The sequence below is a fragment of the Aeromonas sp. FDAARGOS 1415 genome, assembly GCF_019048365.1.
In the GTDB taxonomy this organism is placed as follows: Bacteria; Pseudomonadota; Gammaproteobacteria; order Enterobacterales; family Aeromonadaceae; genus Aeromonas; species Aeromonas taiwanensis.
The window spans coordinates 1,901,341-1,919,679 of record NZ_CP077363.1 but is presented as its reverse complement, the minus strand read 5'-3'; the positions used below and the strand labels follow the sequence as shown (position 1 = coordinate 1,919,679).

Sequence of the window (18,339 nt, the reverse complement as noted above, 5' to 3'; positions counted from 1 at the left end):
CCGGCTGTGCGTGAAACAAACGTGAAGCCTCCCCATCCAGGGGGGCTGATGTGACCGCAATCGCTTTAATGGTCCGGAACGGCTGCAAACATGTATTCGGGTGAATACCTTCCTGCCTGGTCAAGCGGGTTCCCAGCCCGCTGCCATCGAGGAACCGCCCGCAGGCCTCGCCTGCCTTCAACCCATGAGAACACCCAGATGAAAAAATGGCTTCTGTGTTTATTGGGGCTCGTCGCGCTGACGGCCCAGGCCACCGAGACGCGCCCCCCCTTCTCCCGCATCGTGATGTTTGGCGACAGCCTCTCCGACACCGGCAAGATGTACAGCAAGATGCGGGGTTATCTCCCTTCCAGCCCACCCTACTATCAGGGGCGTTTCTCCAACGGCCCGGTCTGGCTGGAGCAACTGGCCCAGCAGTTTCCAGGGCTGACCATCGCCAACGAGGCGGAGGGAGGGGCCACCGCCGTGGCCTACAACAAGATCTCCTGGAATCCCAAGTATCAGGTCATCAACAACCTGGATTACGAAGTCACCCAGTTTCTGGAGAAGGACAGCTTCAAGCCGGATGATCTGGTGATCCTCTGGGTTGGGGCCAATGACTATCTGGCCTATGGCTGGAACACCGAACTGGATGCCAAGCGAGTGCGCGATGCCATCAGTGACGCGGCGAACCGCATGGTGATGCACGGGGCCAAGCAAATCCTGCTGTTCAACCTGCCTGATCTCGGCCAGAACCCCTCGGCCCGCAGCCAGCAGGTGGTCGAGGCAGCCAGCCATGTCTCCGCCTACCACAACCAGCTGCTGCTGAACCTGGCTCGCCAGCTCGCGCCCACCGGCATGGTGAAGCTGTTCGAGATCGACAAGCAGTTTGCCGAGATGCTGCGCGAGCCGCAGAATTTCGGCCTGAGCGACACAGAAAACGCCTGTTACGGTGGCGGCTACGTGTGGAAGCCATTCTCTTCCCGCAGCACCACCGACAGTCAGCTCGCCCCCTTCAATCCCCAGGAGCGCCTCGCTATCGCCGGCAACCCCTTGCTGGCCCAGGCCGTCGCCACGCCGCTGGCCCGCCGCAGCGCCGCACCCCTCGATTGCGAAGGCAAGATGTTCTGGGATCAGGTCCATCCGACCACGGTCGTGCACGCCGCCCTGAGCGAGCGGGCCGGCGCCTTCATCGACAAGGAGTACGAATTCCTCCCCCGGTGAGGCACAACCCGGTGCGACAGGCCGACCCAGCGTCGGCCTTTCCACCCGGAGCAGACAACAACACTCATATGACCCCCATCACAGATTTGTGCCACGCTCCCCCAGCCATGCCCCCGATTCCACTATGATGCAAATGGATACCACAATATGTTTTATATCAGTTGCTTGTGGATGCAGAAAAACGAGCTACGTTTAAACATGTTGTGGCCGAACACAAGGCCCAACCCATGAGGCGAGGCGACCCGGATTCGCGCTCCCTACAAACAAAATTGCAGAGGCATCTATGAACAAAACACTGATTACCTTGCTGGTTTCAGGCCTGCTTGCGGCCAACGCCCAGGCAGCCGGACAAGACAACACCTGGTATGGCGGTGCCAAACTGGGTTGGTCCAACTTCTACGGTGTCGATGAAAGCAACTCCATCACCATCGATGACAAAGACGACGATGAATTCGGTGCCGGTGCCTTCGCCGGCTACCAGATCAACCAGAATCTGGGGATCGAGCTCGGCTACGACTATCTGGGCAAGCTCAAGTACAGCGGCACCCACAACGGGGGCGCCTTCAATGATTCCGTCGAGGCCCAACTCGCACAGCTGACCCTGAAACTCGGCTTCCCGGTCGCGGACAACCTGGACCTCTATGGTCGCCTCGGTGGCGGCTACGGCTGGACAGACAGCGACAACATGGGCAGCGACGACCGCGCTGTCTTCGTCGGTGCGCTGGGCGCCGAGTACGCCTTCAATCTGGACTGGGCAGCCCGCCTCGAGTACCAATACAGCACCCCTTATGGCAGCAGGGATGACACCGGCCTGCGCATGGACAACGGCCTGCTCTCCCTGGCCGCCGTCTATCGCTTCGGCCAGGTCGCGCCCGTCGTAGCGGCCCCCGCACCAGCCCCGGCCCCCGAACCCGTGATGGTCGACAAACAGTTCACCCTGAGTTCGGATGTGCTGTTTGACTTCAACAAGGCCACCCTCAAGCCGGAAGCCGGGCAGGCTCTGGATACCCTCTACAGCCAGATCGAAGAGGCCAGACCCAAGGATGGCTCTGCCACTGTCATCGGCTATACCGACCGCCTCGGCTCCGAAGCCTATAACCAGAAGCTGTCCGAGCAACGTGCCCAGACTGTTGCAGACTATCTGATCGGCAAGGGGCTGCCTGCTGGCAAGGTCAATGTGGAAGGACAGGGTGAAAACTCCCCCGCCACGGGCGACAGCTGCACCAGCAAGTCCAAGCGTGAGCTGATCGTCTGCCTGGCCCCGGATCGCCGAGTCGAGGTCAGGGTACAGGGTGTGTCGGAAGTGCAGCAATAAGTTGCTGGCACCGTAAACCTCATAAAAAAACGGGAGGCCAATGTCTCCCGTTTTTTATTGTTCCTGCCACTCAACCTCGCGTGCGCACGTCCGCCGCGATCTGATCCAGCAACAGCTGCCAGCCCTGGCCCAGCTCGTCCACCAGGGTGCCGTAGCCATCCGCTGGCAGGACACGCTCCTGCTGGAAGGGCACATCCCGCAATACGACCCCCTCCTCCGTCAGCAGACGCCAGCGACCGCTCAACAGGGCCCGGCCATCTTGCCGCCCCTGGAAGCGCTCGACAGTGATGCTCAGGACGGGCCCCTTGCGGGCACCGTCCTGACGCACCACCCAGCCCGGCAGTCTGCTGGAGAGACCATTGAGGGTCAGCTGGTTCAGCTGGGCATCGAGTGAGCCCGCCCAGCGATGGTACTCGGCAAAGTGCAACTCATTACCTTCCAGCTGATACACCAGGCTCATCCGGTCCAGCTGGCCGGAGAGCACAACGGGCCTCAACACCAGCTGGTGCTGAGGCTGCGCCATGACGCCCTGGGGATGCGGGCTCTGTGCATCAAGGGAGTAGTAGTGCAGCGTCTCCGGGGCGGTGCTGCAACCCGCCAGCAGGCCCAGCAAGGCCAGGGTCATCATCCGTTTTTTCATTGTGTTCCTCGCTTTGGCTCAGGATCCCGGGGGCGGGAGCGATCGAAGATCAGCGAACTCGGCTGTTCGTTCAACGAATGCACCAAGGGCTGCAACTCGCTCATCAGCTGGTTGAGGGACTGCACCGACTGGCGCAACTCCTGATTGGTCTGGGAGCTGGCATCATAGGCCTGCAGCGTCTCCTGCAACTGCTTGAGACTCTGGTTGAGGGAAGCCGGCAGCTGCTGGGTCGCCTCCTTGCTGGTCAACTTGTCCAGATTGGCGCTGACCGCGCTGATGTTCTTCAGAGTCCCATCCAGAGTGGAAAGGGAGGTGTTGACCTTGCCCAGGGTGGTCGCCATGTCCATGTCGACAAACTTGTCGAGGATGAGGTTCACCTTGCGTTCGATCTGATCCAGCCCCGCCTGCACGGTCGGGAATACCTGATAACCGGACAGTTTGGCCTGCTCGAAGCGGGGCGCATCCGGGTAGAAGTTGAGATCGATGAGCTTGCCACCGGTCAGCAGGCTGGAAGTCTTGAGACTGGCTCTGAGCCCCTCCTTGAACTGCTTGCTGAACAGGGCCCGCCACTGCTCCTTCTCCGCCTTGGCATAGCGGTGGGAGAGGCGCTGCACTTCGATGCGGGCCAGGACCGGGATCTGGCGATCCTGGAACAGGCGCACTCCCTTCTCTTCGATGAGATAGGGAGCCGAGATGACGGTACCGACACGGATGCCACGATACTGCACTGCCGCCCCCGGATGCAGGCCGGCCACGTTGTCATCGAACAGGAAGACATAGTCGATGAACTGATCCAGGCTACCGGCCAGTACGCTCGCCTCATCCTGGAACAGGGTGAACTCGTCGCGCTGCTTGACCTGCTCGCCAGGGGACCAGCCAGGCGGCAGCCCCATGGTGATGCCGCCGTCTATCAAACTCTCGAGCGAGTCCATTTTGACCTTCATCCCCTCGCTGTTGACGGACAGCTCGAAGCCCGGGGTCAGCCAGAAGCGTGAGTTGCTGCTCACCAGGATGTCATAGGGGGCGTTGATGAAGATCTGGTACTGCATCTCGCTCTTTTCGGGCAGGAAGGTGGCTTCCTCCACCTGGCCTATGGTGAAGCCCTGGTAGTTGATGGGGGAGCCTTCCCCCAGCGCCCGCGTGTCGTGGCTCGAGAGGAACAGCCGCAACCCCTTGGCGTTCTGTGAAGCGAGCGGCGGCTTGTCGAGCATGGCGTACTCGTCACGCGCCTTGCCCTTCTTGCCGGGCATGAGTTCGATGTAGGCACCTGAGAGCAGGGTACCGAGGCCGGAGACTCCCTCCCGCCCGACCCTGGGCTTGACGACCCAGAACTGGCTGTCTCCCTTGAGCATGCCGGAGGCGGCATTGGTGAGACGGCCACGCAGCACGGCATGGCTGTAGTCATCGCTCAGCTCGACCGCCTCGATACGGCCGACATCGACCTCCCGGGAGCGGATCACCGTCTTGCCTGCCACTATGCCTTCGGCGGTAGCGACCGTCAGGGTGAAGCCGGGGCCTTGTGAATACCAGTGCTGGAACAGCATCCAGGCGCCGATGAACAGCGCCAGCAGCGGCACCATCCAGATAGCGGCAGCCGAACTCATGAAATCAGAGCCCGGTTTCCACCTTGTCTTACGCTCACTCACGTTCGCGTTCTCCTTGTTGTAAATCCCAGATCAGGCGGGAATCGAAACTCATGGCGGCCACCATGGTGATCAGCACGACCCCGGCAAAGGCAATGGCCGCGGGGCCGGGGTAGATGCTCATCAGATTGTCCAGGCGGATGAGGCCGGCCAGGATGGCCACCACGAAGACGTCGATCATCGACCAGCGCCCCACAAATTCGGTCATGCGATAGAGCTTGAGCTTGCGCAGCGGCGAGGCCGACTGGCCACTTTGCACCGCAAAGCAGAGCCACAACAGCGCCAGGATCTTCACCAGGGGCACCACCACGCTGGCGAAGAAGATGACGGCGGCGATGGGGTAGGACCCCATGGCCCACAGCAGTACCACCCCCCCCATGATGGTCGAGGGACTGTCATCCCCCAGAAAGACGGTATCCATGATGGGGTAAAGGTTGGCGGGAATATAGAGGATGATCGAGGTGACGAGCAGAGCCCAGGTGCGGTTCAGGCCACCCGGTTTGCGCTGGTGCAGGTGATCGCCGCAACGCACGCAGGTATGGGCATCCCCCTCGTTCAGGGCGCCGCAGATGTGGCACCCCACCAGCCCGGACGCCAGGGCGCTCGCCTCGGGATCCACCTCTCGGGCGGCGGTCGGCCCGAACAGCCGCTGCCACAGCCACATCCTGTCCAGGGACGAGATCATCTTGATGAGCAACAGGGTATAGCCGACGAAGGCCCAGAACGACAGCCCCATCTTGATGTCGGCCATGCCCATCAGCTTGACCAAAGAGATGAGCACCCCGATGAGGAAGACATCGACCATCAGCCAGGGCTTGATCCGGCACAGCAGGCGGCCGAGGGATCTCAGGGCATGGCTGTGCAGATCCTTGTCGAGGCGCCACAGCACCAGCATGATGGAACCGATGTAGACCAGCGGCAGGCCGATCAGGGTCAGGCTCAGCACCACTCCCAGGAACAGGTAGCCCTGATCCACCAGGGTGGTGATGCACTGCAGGAAGGTCATCTCCTGCCCCACCCCCTTGGCCGAGAACGACATGAAGGTGAAGGCGTTGGAGAGCACGAACATGATAAGGGCGGCAAAGCCGTAGGCCAGCGGCCTGCGCTTCTGCTCCGGCAGATGGCGGCTCAGGGTATGGCCGCAGCGTGGGCAGCCACTCGCCTCTCCCACGGCCAACGTCGTGGCCGGCACCAGCAGATCACACTCTTCGCACGCCGTTGCGTCATGGGTATAGGTGGTTGGATGTTGGTGTGAAACCGGATGCAAATTGAGACCCCAGCGTGAGGCCCGCCACGGGGCCAGAACCGCCAATTATTGCAGCTGTTGCCCACGCCCACCAGCCCTGTCGTTTTACCATCCGCGGCGAGGGTGAGAATGACTTTGACAAGGGAGTGAGCATTTAGCACAATCAAACGCCACTTTTTTTCCGCGGGACAATAATTTATGACAACCGAATCCCCAAGCTACTCCACCATTGAGCAGGCCTTCTCCCTCGGGAACGGGCAAGATTCCGCCCTCAACTGGTTGCGCAAGAACCGCAGCCAGGTCGCCATCTTCCTGGTAAGCGGCATCAAGCTGGAGGGGACCATCAGCGGTTTCGATCAGTACAGCGTGCTGCTGACCGATGCACACGGCAACCAGCAACTGGTCTACAAGGCCAAGATTTCCACCATCGCCATGCACTCCGGCCGCCCTGCGGTCAGCATCCAGCGCGCCCGCAAACCGCGCGTCTCCATGGCGCCGCGCCCCCACGGTGCGCCGAGCCGTTATGATGACAATCAGGGTGGCAGCAGCGAGCAGTAATGCTCGTCTTACTCCCCCACCGGGCGTGTCGCTGCGTCAACCAGTGACCACCAGGAACCCACTCTCATGTTTTGCCTGTCCCGTATGAGAGTGGGTCTTCTCCTCCGCTTCGGCGCTCATGGCCGTCACGCCATGATCAGTAGGTCAGCCCGACCGGCATTCCCTCTCTGACCATGCAGACCTGCATGCCCGCGGCTTCACCGGCCTGCGCACCTATGCCCGTATCCTCGAACACCAGACATTGACCCGGCTCCACACCCAGGCGGCGTGCAACCAGCAGGAAGGTATCCGGATGGGGTTTGTGCAGATCCACGTCGTCGGCGGTGACCACCACGGGGAAATAGCGATCGAGCCCGGTATTGCGCAGTACTGCCTCGGCATTGATGCGGGGGGAGCCGGTCCCGATCCCCATGGGAATGCGACCGTGATAGCGCTCGACCAGATCCAGCATGGCCGGGAAAGGGGTCGCCTTGTGCAGGTTGGCCACGTAGTGCTCCGTCTTGCAGCGGGTCACCACCAGCGGATCCAGCGCCACTTGCTGCACCTCGGCCACCAGCAGGGCTATCTTGCGGCTGGGCATGCCCCCCAGTTCATAGAACCAGTCGGCATCGAACTGAAAACCAAACTCGCGGGCGGTGTGCTCCCAGGCGGCCAGGTGCAACGGCATGGAATCCACCAGGGTACCGTCGAGGTCGAAAACCAGGCCTTGAAATCCGGATAGGGTCATGGTGCAGGATCTGTCTGTCGAAAATGGGCCTTCATTCTAGCCAGAGCCGGGGGGCATCGCCATGTGCCAGATGGCGATAAACGCTTGCCACCGCATTAATCTCGTCCCCCAGAGGGAGGGCCTTCGACATCGGGTCAGCCCGACAGATAGGCAAGGGTACGGGCCCGCCCCTGGGACTTGGCATGATAGAGCGCCTGATCCGCCTGCTCGGTGAGGGTCTGCCACCCCTTGTCCGATGACGGGACCAGATAGCTGAAGCCGATGCTGACCGTGAGCTGAGGAGCCACCCGGGATGCGGGATGCGGGATCTGCAGCGCAGACAAGCCCCGATGGATTTGCTCCGCCAGCCGCTCCGCCTCCCCCGGTTGCGGGGTACACAGCAGGATCACGAACTCCTCCCCGCCATAGCGGGCCACCAGGTTGGTGCGCCGCCGCTCCGTCTCCTGCAGCAGAGCAGCAACCCGTTGCAGGCACTGGTCCCCCTTGCCGTGGCCGAAGTGATCGTTGTAGGACTTGAACTCGTCCACGTCGATCATCAGCACCGCCAGGATCCCCTGGTGGCGGCGTGCCCGCTCCCACTCCCGCTCCATGGTGATGTCCCACTGGCGGCGGTTGGCGATCCCGGTCAGGGGATCCTCCAGGGACAAGAGGGAGAGGCGCCGGTTCGCCTCTTCCAGCGCCCGGTTCGTGTCGGCCAGCTGCCGGGTCCGCTCTTGCACCCGCAACTCCAGATCCCGGTTGAAACGCTCCAGCTTGGCCTGGGTGCGCTGGCGGATCAGCAGTTGGGAGAGCACGGCGGCATACTGCTTGAAGATCTCGCTCTGGTACGTTTTGAGGGGACGCCGCCAGAGCAGGTTGTCGGCGGCGATCCAGCCGATGGGGGTACTCCCGTCCCAGAGCGACACCATGGCGTTCCAGCCGCGACCCACCTCCTGTTTCTCGTAATAGAGAGGCGTGTCCTCCAGCACCAGGACATAGTCTTTTCGTCGCAGCGCCTCCTGCACCGTGGGGTGATCCGGAATGGGGCTGATGAAATGGCGCTCGTCGATGAGCTCACCCGCCTCGTTGGTGCCCCAGGTGCCGTGCATGGTCTTGAATTCGCTGTCCGTCAGGAAGATGGCGATGCGGTCGAACTGCAACTCCTGGCGGGCAAGTGCCACTGCATCGTGCAGCAGACGATCCTCGCTTTCGCAGCGAGAGAGCTTGACCCCCACCTGATGCAATGCCTGCAGCATGCTGAGGAAGGAGTCCTGCAGGGCCTGGCTGCGCACGAGATCGGCCTGGGTGTGGAGCCGCTGATCCCGCTCCTGATCGACCTGCCCCGCGAGTCGCCGGCTCTCCAGCTCGGCGGCGAGATAGTGCATCAGCAACTGGATGCTCTGCTGCTGGCGCCGGGGCAGGCGATCGAGACGGCGCCGGGTCTCCAGATAGACCACGGCCTCCAATCCCTTGTGGCGTTTGAGGGGGAAACAGGCTCGCAGGCGCGGGAACTCCGGCTCCACGCTCTCCCAGATGGCATGAGTCGGCGCGAGCGGCTCCACCAGCAGCTGGCCGAGTTCGAGGGACTGTTCGATGAAGAGGATGGGCAGTTCGAGGGAGGCCAGGTTGTCGGCGCTCAGGCAGAGCAACCCCTGTTCTGGGCGATAGTGATAGAGCTGGGCCGTCGGAGCCCGCAGCCACAGATAGATCTGTTCGGCCTCGGTCTTTTCTCTGACCGCAGACAGCGTCACTTCACAGAGATGTTCAAAACTGGTGAAGTGCTCCGGATCCCATTCTTTCATGCCAAATCATCCTTGGTTGTATCCAAGCGAGTATATCGGCAAAGCCCGGCCATTAATTGACCGGACAATCAAAAGCGAGATCCAGAGCTCAGTTTTTACAGCAGATTCAAGGCCTGCATGGCGCTGCGGATCCGCTCGCGGGTGGCATCCGACAGCGGCATCACCGGCAGGCGGCACTCCTCGCTGCACAGCCCCAGCAGGGAGACCGCATACTTGGCGCCCGCCGGGCTCGGCTCGGCAAACATGGCCTGGTGCAGCGGAATGAGCTTGTCCTGCAGCTCGCGGGCGGCCTGCCACTCGCCGGCCAGGGCCAGGTTCTGGACTTCGGCCACCAGCTTGGGGGCCACGTTGGCAGTGACCGAGATGCAACCCTGACCGCCGCCGATGTTGTAGGCCACGGCGGTGGCATCTTCACCGGAGAGCCAGGCAAAGGGCTTCTTGATGAGCTGACGCTCCACCCAGGGGCGGGCCAGATCGCCGGTGGCGTCCTTCACGCCGGCGATGCGCGGCAGCTCGGCCAGACGGGCCAGGGTTGCCGGTTGCACGTCGACGATGGCACGGGGCGGAATGTTGTAAACGATGATGGGCTTGGTGGTGGCGTCATGCACCGCCTTGAAGTGGTGATAGAGCCCCTCCTGGTTGGGACGGTTGTAGTACCCCGCCACATGCAGGGTCGCATCCGCGCCCGCCTGTTCGGCGTAACGGGTATATTCAATGGCTTCGACCGGGTTGTTGGACCCGGCACCGGCGATGACGGGAATGCGCCCCGCCACCTGCTTGACCACCAGCTCGACCACGCGGCAATGCTCGTCGTGGGTCAGGGTCGGGCTCTCCCCCGTCGTGCCGACCGGCACTATGCCATGGGTCCCCTGCTCTATGTGCCACTCCACCAGGCGAGTCAGTGCGGCCTCGTCCAGCTGGCCCTGTCGAAATGGGGTGATCAGGGCGACTATCGAACCTTGAAACATGGGATTTCCTTCTCCTAAACAAATGAATTGGCCAATAAAAAGCCCCGGTACGGGGGTCGCTACCGGGGCTTGAATCGTCTCAGGGATGAGAGGTTACGCGCGCACGCCAGCAGGCCCGAATGTCAGGCTGTGTTTATGCTTTCGTTTCGATACGCATGACCGCATTGCATCATCTCTGGGTAAATAAGGTGTCTTGGCATATTTCGGGAACACGGCATAAATGTCAAGGCGAAAGCAGCCATGTATAATAGCCGCCCCAAAATGCGTGGAGAGTCCCAATGAGCCGTCCTGTCAGTGCCGTCAGCCAGATGCTGGAACGTAACCAAGCCCTCTTTGTCGGCAAGCGGCTGTTGGTCTGCGGCGCCCTGGAGGACGACTACCCCCGGCAACTGGCTGAACTGGCCGATTCCCTGACCGTCTTCACCACGGATTATTGCTACTACCGAAGCCAGCATAGCGTGCTGGGAGAGGCCATCCAGTTCGGCCACCAGATCGGCGGCGCCCCGCGCTTCGACGCCCTGCTGCTGCTGATGCCCAAGGCAAAGGCAGAGGCGCAGTACCTGCTAGCCATGATGACACCGCTGCTGGAGAGCGGTGCCGACCTGTTCCTGGCTGGAGAAAACCGGGGCGGCATCAACGGCGCCGACAAGCTGCTGGCCCCCTACGGGGAAAAACCGGTCAAACGAGACTCGGCACGCCGTTGCTCCCTTTTCCACGGCGTGCTCGACAAGCCGGTCGCCCCGTTCGAGCTGGATGCCTGGTTTAGCCGCTACGAGTGCCAGGCGGGCGACACCGCCCTGACCGTCATGGCCCTACCAGGTGTCTTCAGCGCCGACGGCCTGGACCTCGGCACCCAGATGCTGCTGGCCAGCCTGCCCCCCATGGCGGGCAAGCTGCTCGACTTTGGCTGCGGCGCTGGCGTCATCGGCTCAGTCCTGGCCAGGCGCAATCCTGACCTGGCCGTCACCATGGTGGATATCAACGCCCTGGCGCTGGAGTCCAGTCGCCGCACCCTGGCGGTCAACGGCCTGACCGGGCGCGTCCATGCTTCCGACGTGTACTCCGATATTGACGAAAGATTCCAACACATCGTCTCGAATCCCCCCTTCCATGCCGGACTCAAGACCTTCTATGCCGCCACCGAAACCTTCCTGGCCAAGGCCCCCGACTATCTGACCCGCGACGGTGCACTGACCATAGTCGCCAACGCCTTCCTGAGATACCAGCCTATACTGGAAGCGCATTTCAGACAGACCGGGGTGATCGCGGGCGATGCCAAATTCAAGGTGTATCTGAGCAAAGCTTAAATAAGTGCAACGGTTGTAATAAAACAAGTAGAGAGTGCCAGAAGGGATCTGTTAAGGTACCAAGAAAACGTTTACCACCCCTTTAGGGGTGTTTTTTTCGCAGCAACATGAAAACCTTTTCAAGGCATGAATTCAGGGAGAGAAAGACGATGGCAGGCATACTCACCATGATACTGGCTGGCGGTGAAGGCACCCGGCTGCAGCCACTGACCACCACCCGCAGCAAACCCTCGGTCCCCTTCGGCGGCAGTTACCGCCTGATCGACTTCGTCCTCAACAACTTCGTCAACGCCGACTTCCTGCGCATCTACGTGCTGACCCAGTTCAAGTCCCAGTCTCTCTACCTGCATATGAAGAAAGGCTGGAACATCGTCGGCATCACCGACCGCTTCATCGACCCCATTCCGGCCCAGATGCGGATGGGCAAGCGCTGGTATGACGGCACCGCGGACGCCATCTACCAGAACCTGCGCTTCATCGAGATCTCCGATCCCGAGCACGTCTGCATCTTCGGCTCCGATCATATCTACAAGATGGACGTGAGCCAGATGGTGAGCTTCCACAAGCAGAAGGCCGCCGCCCTGACCGTCGCGGCACTGCGCATGCCCATCGAGGAAGCGAGCGCCTTCGGGGTGATCGAGGTGGATCAGGAAGGGCGCATGATCGGCTTCGAGGAGAAGCCGAAGCACCCGAAACACATCCCCGGCGATCCCACCCAGGCGCTGGTATCGATGGGCAACTACATCTTCGAGACCGAGGCTCTCTATCGCGAGCTCAAGCGGGATGCCGCCGAGGAGCACTCCAGCCACGATTTCGGCAAGGACATCATCCCCAGTCTGTTCCCCCGTGCCCCTGTCTATGTCTACGACTACAGCACCAACGTGATCCCGGGGGAGAAGCCCAACGTCTACTGGCGCGATGTGGGGACGCTCGACTCCTATTGGCAGGCGCACATGGACCTGGTGGCAGACGATGCCCCCTTCTCCCTCTACAACCGCAAATGGCCGCTGCACACCCACTATCCGCCTCTGCCCCCCGCCACCTTCATCGACACCGATGACTGCAAGGTCAAGATCGCCAACTCCCTGATCTCTGGCGGCTGTTTCATTCAGGGCAGCCAGATCCAGCGATCCATTCTGGGATTCCGCTGCAATATAGGCCCCTGCAGCCACATCAGCGAATCCGTGCTGCTCGGGGATGTGAAAATCGGTGAGGGCTGCTCAATTCGGCGCGCTATCATCGACAAAAACGTTGAAATTGCACCCGGCACCGTGATCGGTGAGAATCTGGACCATGACAGAGAGAGGTTTACCGTGTCCGAAGGCGGTATCGTCGTGGTACCTAAGGGAGCAAGAGTTGGCTATTAACCCACTGAAAATCCTGTTTGTGGCCTCGGAGGTCGAGGGGCTGGTGAAGACCGGGGGCCTGGCGGATGTCGCCAAGGCCCTACCGCTGCATCTCGCCCGGGAGGGCCACGATGTGCGCATCATTCTACCCTTCTACAAGACCATCAAACGCCGGGACGAAGCCACCCTGCTCGCCTCGCGATGGCTGCCCACTCCGCAGGACAGCAGCGACATCGATTATCGTATCCATCAGCTGGATCTGGACGGAATCTGTGTCTATCTGATCGATTGCCCGCAGTATTTCGACCGCCCTCAGCTCTACGCCGAGAACAATCAGGCCTATCCCGATAACGGCGAGCGTTTTGCCTTCCTGGCTGCAGCGGCCCTCCATGCCTGTGAACAGCTGGGTTTTGCCCCCGACATCGTCCACTGCAACGACTGGCATACCGGCCTGCTGCCGCTGTTGCTCAAGACGCGCCATGCCCATAACCCCTTCTTCCAGCGCACCCGATCGGTCATCAGCATCCACAACGCCGCCTTTCAGGGGGTGTTCGACCGCCAGCAATTCTGGGCCGTGCCGGAGATCAGCGACTACGAGCGGCGGATCAACTACGACTACGGTCACATCAACCTGCTCAAGTGCGGGGTGCTCTATGCAGACAAGATCAATGCGGTCAGCCCCAACTACGCCAGCGAGCTGCTGACCCACCTCGGGGCCCACGGGATGGCCAGCGTCTTCCAGCAGCGCGCAGCCGACCTGAGAGGCATCCTCAACGGGTGTGACTATCACGACTGGGATCCCTCAAGCGATCCCTTGCTGCCCGCTACCTATGACGCCGACAACCTGGCCGGAAAACACGTTTGCAAGCGCGTCTTGCAACAGGAGACCGGTCTGCCCGTCGACGACCTGCCCATCTATGGCATGGTATGCCGGCTGACCGAACAGAAAGGGGTGCATCTGCTGATCCCGACCCTGGACAAGTTCCTGCAACACCGGGTTCAGGTAGTGATAGTAGGCTCTGGCGATCCCTCTCTCGCCGCCCAGTTGCTGGCCATTGCCCAGCAGCATCCAGACAAGTTTGCTTTTATCAACGCCTATGACGACCGCCTGGCCCACCTGGTGGAGGCTGGCGCCGACTTCTTCCTGATGCCCTCGTTGTTCGAGCCGTGCGGGCTCAACCAGATGTACAGTCTGGCCTATGGCACCCTGCCGCTGGTGCGGGCCGTCGGCGGTTTGAAAGATACTGTGGTGGATTGGGATGCCAACCCCGAACACGCGACCGGGTTCTGCTTCAACGATCCCACCGCCAGCACCCTGCTCGATGCCATGCGCCGCAGCCTGCTCCACTACCTGCAAGAGCCCGAGCATTTCGCCAGGATCCAGCACAACGCCATGAACACCCGCTTCGACTGGGCGGACTCCGTTCCCCTGTACGAGCAGATGTATCGCGATGCACTGGCCACGAACTGATCCCTATTGCTGAAGTTTTGTGCCCTTGATGCAGCTTTATCCGTCAACAGCGAAAAAAGTCCCTTTTGGCTGTTGACGCCCCCCCAAAACTCTATAGAATCCCCCACCGCAGTGATGCGAAGGTGGCGGAATTGGTAGACGCGCTAGCTTCAGGTGTTAGTGTCCCACGGATGTGAGGGTTCGAGTCCCTCTCTTCGCACCATACTGCAATATGCTCTTATCAGACGGCATATAAATCCAGACTGATAACCCGATGTGCGAAGGTGGCGGAATTGGTAGACGCGCTAGCTTCAGGTGTTAGTGCCCCCCGGGTGTGAGGGTTCGAGTCCCTCTCTTCGCACCATGCTTTTATCAGACAGCATGTAAATCCAGACTGATAACCCGATGTGCGAAGGTGGCGGAATTGGTAGACGCGCTAGCTTCAGGTGTTAGTGCCCCCCGGGTGTGAGGGTTCGAGTCCCTCTCTTCGCACCATGCTTTTATCAGACAGCATGTAAATCCAGACTGATAACCCGATGTGCGAAGGTGGCGGAATTGGTAGACGCGCTAGCTTCAGGTGTTAGTGCCCCCCGGGTGTGAGGGTTCGAGTCCCTCTCTTCGCACCATGATTCTGACATGTAAACACAGAGCAATGCGCTCCAACCGCATTTAAAAACCAGCTGGAAAAAATCAGTGTGCGAAGGTGGCGGAATTGGTAGACGCGCTAGCTTCAGGTGTTAGTGTCCCACGGATGTGAGGGTTCGAGTCCCTCTCTTCGCACCATTCCTTATGCAAAAGGCCCGTCACGGAAGTGACGGGCCTTTTGTTTTTACCCCTTGTTATGACTATGCTTTTGACGACTCACCGCCCATCGTCATGCCAAGGAATGCATATGATCCTGGATACCGACATTCACAACTTCTACGAACATCTGGTGCTCAAGGAAATAGAGAAACAGGGGCTGGATCGCACGCTGCCCGCACACCAGCTTGCCGACCTCTGCTGTCTGGCCCTCAATCAGCTTCCCTCCCACTACATCCGTCACGAGGTAGACATGCTCTACTTCACCACCGAGGCCGAGCGCACCGAGATGGAGCAGAAGGTCATTGCCTCGCTGCGCCGGGCCTATGACCAGATCCAGGCCGTCCCCGCACGCTGACTACATCCAGCTCTGCTGCCAGAGCAGGGTGACGACCCCCGTCATACCTGCCACCGGTAGCAGGATCAGCGCCGGCCTCAGCCTGGGTTCCACCATGACCCAGGCTGCCAGCAAGAAGCCCAGGCTCCACAGACCGTATGCCCTCTCCTGAGCCCAGGCCAAGGTCAGCAGCAAACCCGCCAATAGAAGACAGCGCACTATCCAGATCATGGTCATGATACCCACAGCACAAAGATGATAATGATTATCACTTTCTATCGACAGGGGTGCAATCGGACTTTCCTATGGGTTTTCCTCAATTGAGCGACGGTACCCAGAGATGAAAGAAACCTCGTTCAGATCAACAATTTTGTAGATTTATCAAACAAAAATACATTTTTGATAAATAAGTTGGAATTTCACGCCTTCTGTTTATGGTAGATTGCGCCCTCTTTTGGGTGGGCCCCTCGGGATACGTGTATCCACAGGACGAGAGGGACCGACCTTGGCGAGCAAGAGTTTAGGACGTATCTATGCAAAACCAACACAACCACATCCGATTGCCGAGCATGCTGCAGGTGTTTGCCTGCCTGGCCATTTTCCTGGCCCTGGCCTTCTCCTTCACCAGCGTGCTCGATCTGCCGATCCAGTTGGCACTGTTCATCGCCTGGTTCGTCATCATGGGGCTCGGCATCAGGCTCGGTCACGATTACAAATCCCTGGAGCAGGCTGCCGTCGACGGTGTCGCCAAGGGGATGGGGGCCATCCTGATCCTGGTCTCCGTCGGCGCCCTGGTCGGCACCTGGATTGCCGGCGGCATAGTCCCCAGCATCATCTATTTCGGCCTCAAGGTGATACACCCCTCCATCTTCCTGCTGGCGACCCTGATCATCTGCTCCCTCACTTCGCTGGCCACCGGCACCTCCTGGGGCTCGGCCGCCACCGCCGGCATCGCCATGATGGGCATAGGCCACAGCCTGGGTGTTCCGGCACCGCTGGTCGCCGGTGCCGTGCTCTCCGGCGTCTACTTCGGTGACAAGCTCTCTCCGCTCTCCGACTCCGTGGTGCTGGCCTCCACCATGTCCAACGTTGACGTGATGGAGCACATCAAGGGGATGCTGCCCATCAGCCTGTTCTCCTACGTCATCACCGCCGCCCTGTTCACCGTGGTCGGCATGCAGTACTCCGGCAACGTCAGCCTGGAGCAGGTCAACCTGGTGATGGAGGCCCTCGACAAGCAGTTCAACATCACCCCGCTGGCTATAGTGCCCGTGGTGCTGGTGCTGGGCCTTTTGGCCAACCGCAAGCCCGCCTTCCCGGTGATCAGCTTCGGCGCCCTGCTGGGCCTGGTCTGGGCCATCCTGTTCCAGGACATGGATCCGGTGAAAGCGATGCACTCCGCCTACAGCCCGTTCGCCATCACCTCCGGTGTCGACTTCATCGACAACATACTGGGCCGTGGTGGCATGGAATCCATGCTGGGATCCGTGGCCGTCATCATCTTCGGCCTGGGCTTTGGCGGCCTGCTGGAGAAGGTAGGCATTCTCTCCGTCATCGCCAGCGCCTTCGAGAAGCGCATCAAGGGTGCCGGCAGCCTGACCAGCCACACCATAGGCACCGCCTTCCTGGCCAACGTGTTCGGTTCAGCCATGTATGTGTCCCTGATCCTGACCCCCAAGATCATGGCCAAGAACTACGACCGGCTGGGACTGGCGCGCAAGAACCTCTCCCGCAACGCCGAGTTTGGCGGCACTCTCACCTGCGGCATGGTGCCCTGGAGCGACAACGGCATCTTCATGGCCGGCGTGCTGGGGGTTGCCACCCTCGACTATCTGCCCTACATGTGGCTCAGCTTCACCTGCATCATCGTGACCATCACCCTCGCCTATCTGGGTAAGGGGGTGACCCGGGTGCCGGTGATCGAGGCAGCCAGTTCCCGCTAACCGCCGGAAAAATCACGACAAAGGCGCCAGCACGGCGCCTTTTGTCTGGGCGCGATTCGAGGTTAAGCTGGCAATCACCCAGGTCACACGTGGCAGGATGCCCAGATGAATTTCACTTTTCGCCAGATCCGCTATTTCGTGGCGGTGGCCGACAGCTTCTCCGTCAGTCGGGCCGCCGCCGAGCTGCACATCTCCCAGTCGGCGGTCACCAGCGCCATCCGCGAACTGGAGACCGAACTCGGCGCCCCCCTGTTCGAGCGCAATCCGCGCGGGGTCAGTCTCACCACCCAGGGCCACCAGTTTCTGCTCCACGCCCGCCGCATCCTCGGCGCCATGACAGAGGCCAGCCAGTCTCTCAAGGCGGTAGCCCAGCAGGATCAGGGAAAGCTCACCATAGGGGTGACGACGCTGGTAGCCGGCTACTACCTGTCGGAGGCCCTCGGCCGCTTTCGCCGTGCCTTTCCCGCGGTGCAGATCGAGGTGAAGGAGGACGAGCAGCCCTACCTCGAGCATCAGATCGTCAACGGCGAGGTGGACGTGGGGATCCTGATGACCAACCGCACCATCCGCCAGGAGGCATTCGATACCGAACTGCTGACCCGCTCGCCATTGCGGGTCTGGCTCGCCGCCAACCACCCCCTCTGCGCCGAGTCGACCCTCTCCCTCAAGGCGCTCGGTGAAGAGCCCATGATCTCCCTGACCGCCGACCAGCTGGACCAGATCATCGGTGGCGGCCTGCGGCGCTATGGCATAGCGCCGCGCATCGTGCTGCGCACCGCCTCGGTGGAAGCGGTGCGCAGCCTGGTAGCGAGCCAGCTCGGGCTCGCCCTGCTGCCGGATTTTGCCTATCGTCCCTGGTCCCTGGAGCAGGAGCGGGTCGAGGCCCGCACCATCAAGGAGCCCATCCCCGCCATCGACATCGGCCTGGTGTGGCGGCGGGGTTCACGACTGGAGTGGACCGCCCGCGAGTTCATCGACATTGCGCGAGACCAGAGCCGGCTGCGGTCACGCCAGCCCCTCCCCCGCTGACTCAGACCCCGTGCGACTGACCAGGGGGCTGCAACCAAAAATCAG

16 protein-coding genes and 5 tRNA genes are annotated in these 18,339 nt (G+C 61.1%); 14 read left to right on the top strand and 7 right to left on the bottom strand.

What is annotated here, in order from left to right; all coding sequences use genetic code 11:
• Nucleotides 1–198 precede the first annotated feature (198 nt).
• Nucleotides 199–1,203 carry an SGNH/GDSL hydrolase family protein gene (locus I6L45_RS09200; RefSeq protein ID WP_216984024.1) on the top strand — a complete coding sequence of 335 codons (1,005 nt, stop codon included), beginning with the start codon at nucleotides 199–201 and terminating at the stop codon, nucleotides 1,201–1,203.
• 283 nt (nucleotides 1,204–1,486) lie between these two features.
• A complete protein-coding gene (ompA, locus tag I6L45_RS09195; RefSeq protein ID WP_210547928.1) occupies nucleotides 1,487–2,518 on the top strand; it encodes a porin OmpA in 1,032 nt (343 codons plus the stop codon).
• A 70-nt stretch (nucleotides 2,519–2,588) separates the two neighbouring features.
• Here ompA and I6L45_RS09190 read toward each other — a convergent pair whose 3' ends face one another.
• The 3 genes from I6L45_RS09190 to I6L45_RS09180 are packed head-to-tail and all read right to left on the bottom strand — an operon-like array spanning nucleotide 2,589 to nucleotide 6,068.
• Nucleotides 2,589–3,158 carry a membrane integrity-associated transporter subunit PqiC gene (locus I6L45_RS09190; RefSeq protein ID WP_216984023.1) on the bottom strand — a complete coding sequence of 190 codons (570 nt, stop codon included), beginning with the start codon at nucleotides 3,156–3,158 and terminating at the stop codon, nucleotides 2,589–2,591.
• Nucleotides 3,155–4,804 (bottom strand): intermembrane transport protein PqiB, encoded by a 1,650-nt coding sequence (gene pqiB / locus I6L45_RS09185; protein ID WP_043762975.1) that lies wholly within the window; start codon nucleotides 4,802–4,804, stop codon nucleotides 3,155–3,157. Before pqiB ends, I6L45_RS09190 begins: the two co-directional genes overlap by 4 nt.
• Nucleotides 4,797–6,068, bottom strand: coding sequence for a paraquat-inducible protein A (locus I6L45_RS09180; protein ID WP_216984022.1), 1,272 nt, complete (start codon nucleotides 6,066–6,068; stop codon nucleotides 4,797–4,799). Before I6L45_RS09180 ends, pqiB begins: the two co-directional genes overlap by 8 nt.
• Before the next feature lie 177 nt (nucleotides 6,069–6,245).
• On the opposite strand from I6L45_RS09180, the gene hfq reads away from it, so the two are divergent.
• On the top strand, nucleotides 6,246–6,605 hold the full coding sequence (gene hfq / locus I6L45_RS09175; protein ID WP_010675750.1) for an RNA chaperone Hfq: 360 nt from the start codon (nucleotides 6,246–6,248) through the stop codon (nucleotides 6,603–6,605).
• A gap of 136 nt (nucleotides 6,606–6,741) precedes the next feature.
• Here hfq and I6L45_RS09170 read toward each other — a convergent pair whose 3' ends face one another.
• From I6L45_RS09170 to dapA, 3 genes are all read right to left on the bottom strand, one after another.
• A complete protein-coding gene (locus I6L45_RS09170) occupies nucleotides 6,742–7,332 on the bottom strand; it encodes an HAD family phosphatase (protein ID WP_043762971.1) in 591 nt (196 codons plus the stop codon).
• A gap of 134 nt (nucleotides 7,333–7,466) precedes the next feature.
• Complete coding sequence (locus I6L45_RS09165) at nucleotides 7,467–9,113, bottom strand: GGDEF domain-containing protein (RefSeq protein WP_216984021.1); 1,647 nt, start codon at nucleotides 9,111–9,113, stop codon at nucleotides 7,467–7,469.
• Between the two features lie 95 nt (nucleotides 9,114–9,208).
• On the bottom strand, nucleotides 9,209–10,081 hold the full coding sequence (gene dapA, locus I6L45_RS09160; protein WP_043762966.1) for a 4-hydroxy-tetrahydrodipicolinate synthase: 873 nt from the start codon (nucleotides 10,079–10,081) through the stop codon (nucleotides 9,209–9,211).
• 278 nt (nucleotides 10,082–10,359) lie between these two features.
• On the opposite strand from dapA, the gene rsmC reads away from it, so the two are divergent.
• The 9 genes from rsmC to I6L45_RS09115 all read left to right on the top strand — a co-directional run bounded on the left by rsmC (nucleotide 10,360) and on the right by I6L45_RS09115 (nucleotide 15,343).
• On the top strand, nucleotides 10,360–11,388 hold the full coding sequence (rsmC, locus tag I6L45_RS09155; protein WP_216984020.1) for a 16S rRNA (guanine(1207)-N(2))-methyltransferase RsmC: 1,029 nt from the start codon (nucleotides 10,360–10,362) through the stop codon (nucleotides 11,386–11,388).
• Nucleotides 11,389–11,537: 149 nt separating this feature from the next.
• The gene (gene glgC / locus I6L45_RS09150; protein WP_043762961.1) at nucleotides 11,538–12,755 is read left to right on the top strand and encodes a glucose-1-phosphate adenylyltransferase; all 1,218 of its coding nucleotides are present in this window, start codon (nucleotides 11,538–11,540) and stop codon (nucleotides 12,753–12,755) included.
• The gene (gene glgA / locus I6L45_RS09145) at nucleotides 12,745–14,205 is read left to right on the top strand and encodes a glycogen synthase GlgA (protein ID WP_134694518.1); all 1,461 of its coding nucleotides are present in this window, start codon (nucleotides 12,745–12,747) and stop codon (nucleotides 14,203–14,205) included. The genes glgC and glgA overlap by 11 nt, the downstream gene beginning before the upstream one ends.
• Nucleotides 14,206–14,321: 116 nt before the next feature.
• A tRNA-Leu gene (locus I6L45_RS09140) sits at nucleotides 14,322–14,407 on the top strand.
• A gap of 55 nt (nucleotides 14,408–14,462) precedes the next feature.
• A tRNA-Leu gene (locus tag I6L45_RS09135) sits at nucleotides 14,463–14,548 on the top strand.
• Between the two features lie 45 nt (nucleotides 14,549–14,593).
• Nucleotides 14,594–14,679: transfer RNA gene (locus I6L45_RS09130), tRNA-Leu, on the top strand.
• A gap of 45 nt (nucleotides 14,680–14,724) precedes the next feature.
• Nucleotides 14,725–14,810 (top strand) — tRNA-Leu (locus tag I6L45_RS09125).
• A 71-nt stretch (nucleotides 14,811–14,881) separates the two neighbouring features.
• A tRNA-Leu gene (locus tag I6L45_RS09120) sits at nucleotides 14,882–14,967 on the top strand.
• Between the two features lie 109 nt (nucleotides 14,968–15,076).
• The gene (locus I6L45_RS09115) at nucleotides 15,077–15,343 is read left to right on the top strand and encodes a late competence development ComFB family protein (protein WP_043762951.1); all 267 of its coding nucleotides are present in this window, start codon (nucleotides 15,077–15,079) and stop codon (nucleotides 15,341–15,343) included.
• On the opposite strand, the gene I6L45_RS09110 is transcribed toward I6L45_RS09115, so the two are convergent.
• Nucleotides 15,344–15,553 (bottom strand): hypothetical protein, encoded by a 210-nt coding sequence (locus tag I6L45_RS09110; protein WP_043763164.1) that lies wholly within the window; start codon nucleotides 15,551–15,553, stop codon nucleotides 15,344–15,346.
• A 302-nt stretch (nucleotides 15,554–15,855) separates the two neighbouring features.
• Between I6L45_RS09110 and nhaC the strand changes: the two genes are divergently transcribed.
• Both nhaC and I6L45_RS09100 read left to right on the top strand, forming a co-directional pair.
• Nucleotides 15,856–17,265 carry a Na+/H+ antiporter NhaC gene (nhaC, locus tag I6L45_RS09105; RefSeq protein WP_216984019.1) on the top strand — a complete coding sequence of 470 codons (1,410 nt, stop codon included), beginning with the start codon at nucleotides 15,856–15,858 and terminating at the stop codon, nucleotides 17,263–17,265.
• 105 nt (nucleotides 17,266–17,370) lie between these two features.
• Nucleotides 17,371–18,294: a LysR family transcriptional regulator gene (locus tag I6L45_RS09100; protein ID WP_043762946.1), complete on the top strand. Its 924-nt coding sequence runs from the start codon at nucleotides 17,371–17,373 to the stop codon at nucleotides 18,292–18,294.
• Nucleotides 18,295–18,339 lie beyond the last annotated feature (45 nt).

Coding starts and splice junctions, on each gene's coding strand:
- I6L45_RS09200 (WP_216984024.1), top strand. CDS start 199: ATGAAAAAATGGCTTCTGTGTTTATTGGGGCTCGTCGCGCTGACGGCC.
- rsmC (WP_216984020.1), top strand. CDS start 10,360: ATGAGCCGTCCTGTCAGTGCCGTCAGCCAGATGCTGGAACGTAACCAA.
- hfq (WP_010675750.1), top strand. CDS start 6,246: ATGACAACCGAATCCCCAAGCTACTCCACCATTGAGCAGGCCTTCTCC.
- dapA (WP_043762966.1), bottom strand. CDS start 10,081: ATGTTTCAAGGTTCGATAGTCGCCCTGATCACCCCATTTCGACAGGGC.
- I6L45_RS09110 (WP_043763164.1), bottom strand. CDS start 15,553: ATGATCTGGATAGTGCGCTGTCTTCTATTGGCGGGTTTGCTGCTGACC.
- I6L45_RS09115 (WP_043762951.1), top strand. CDS start 15,077: ATGATCCTGGATACCGACATTCACAACTTCTACGAACATCTGGTGCTC.
- ompA (WP_210547928.1), top strand. CDS start 1,487: ATGAACAAAACACTGATTACCTTGCTGGTTTCAGGCCTGCTTGCGGCC.
- I6L45_RS09190 (WP_216984023.1), bottom strand. CDS start 3,158: ATGAAAAAACGGATGATGACCCTGGCCTTGCTGGGCCTGCTGGCGGGT.
- I6L45_RS09170 (WP_043762971.1), bottom strand. CDS start 7,332: ATGACCCTATCCGGATTTCAAGGCCTGGTTTTCGACCTCGACGGTACC.
- I6L45_RS09165 (WP_216984021.1), bottom strand. CDS start 9,113: ATGAAAGAATGGGATCCGGAGCACTTCACCAGTTTTGAACATCTCTGT.
- glgC (WP_043762961.1), top strand. CDS start 11,538: ATGGCAGGCATACTCACCATGATACTGGCTGGCGGTGAAGGCACCCGG.
- nhaC (WP_216984019.1), top strand. CDS start 15,856: ATGCAAAACCAACACAACCACATCCGATTGCCGAGCATGCTGCAGGTG.
- I6L45_RS09100 (WP_043762946.1), top strand. CDS start 17,371: ATGAATTTCACTTTTCGCCAGATCCGCTATTTCGTGGCGGTGGCCGAC.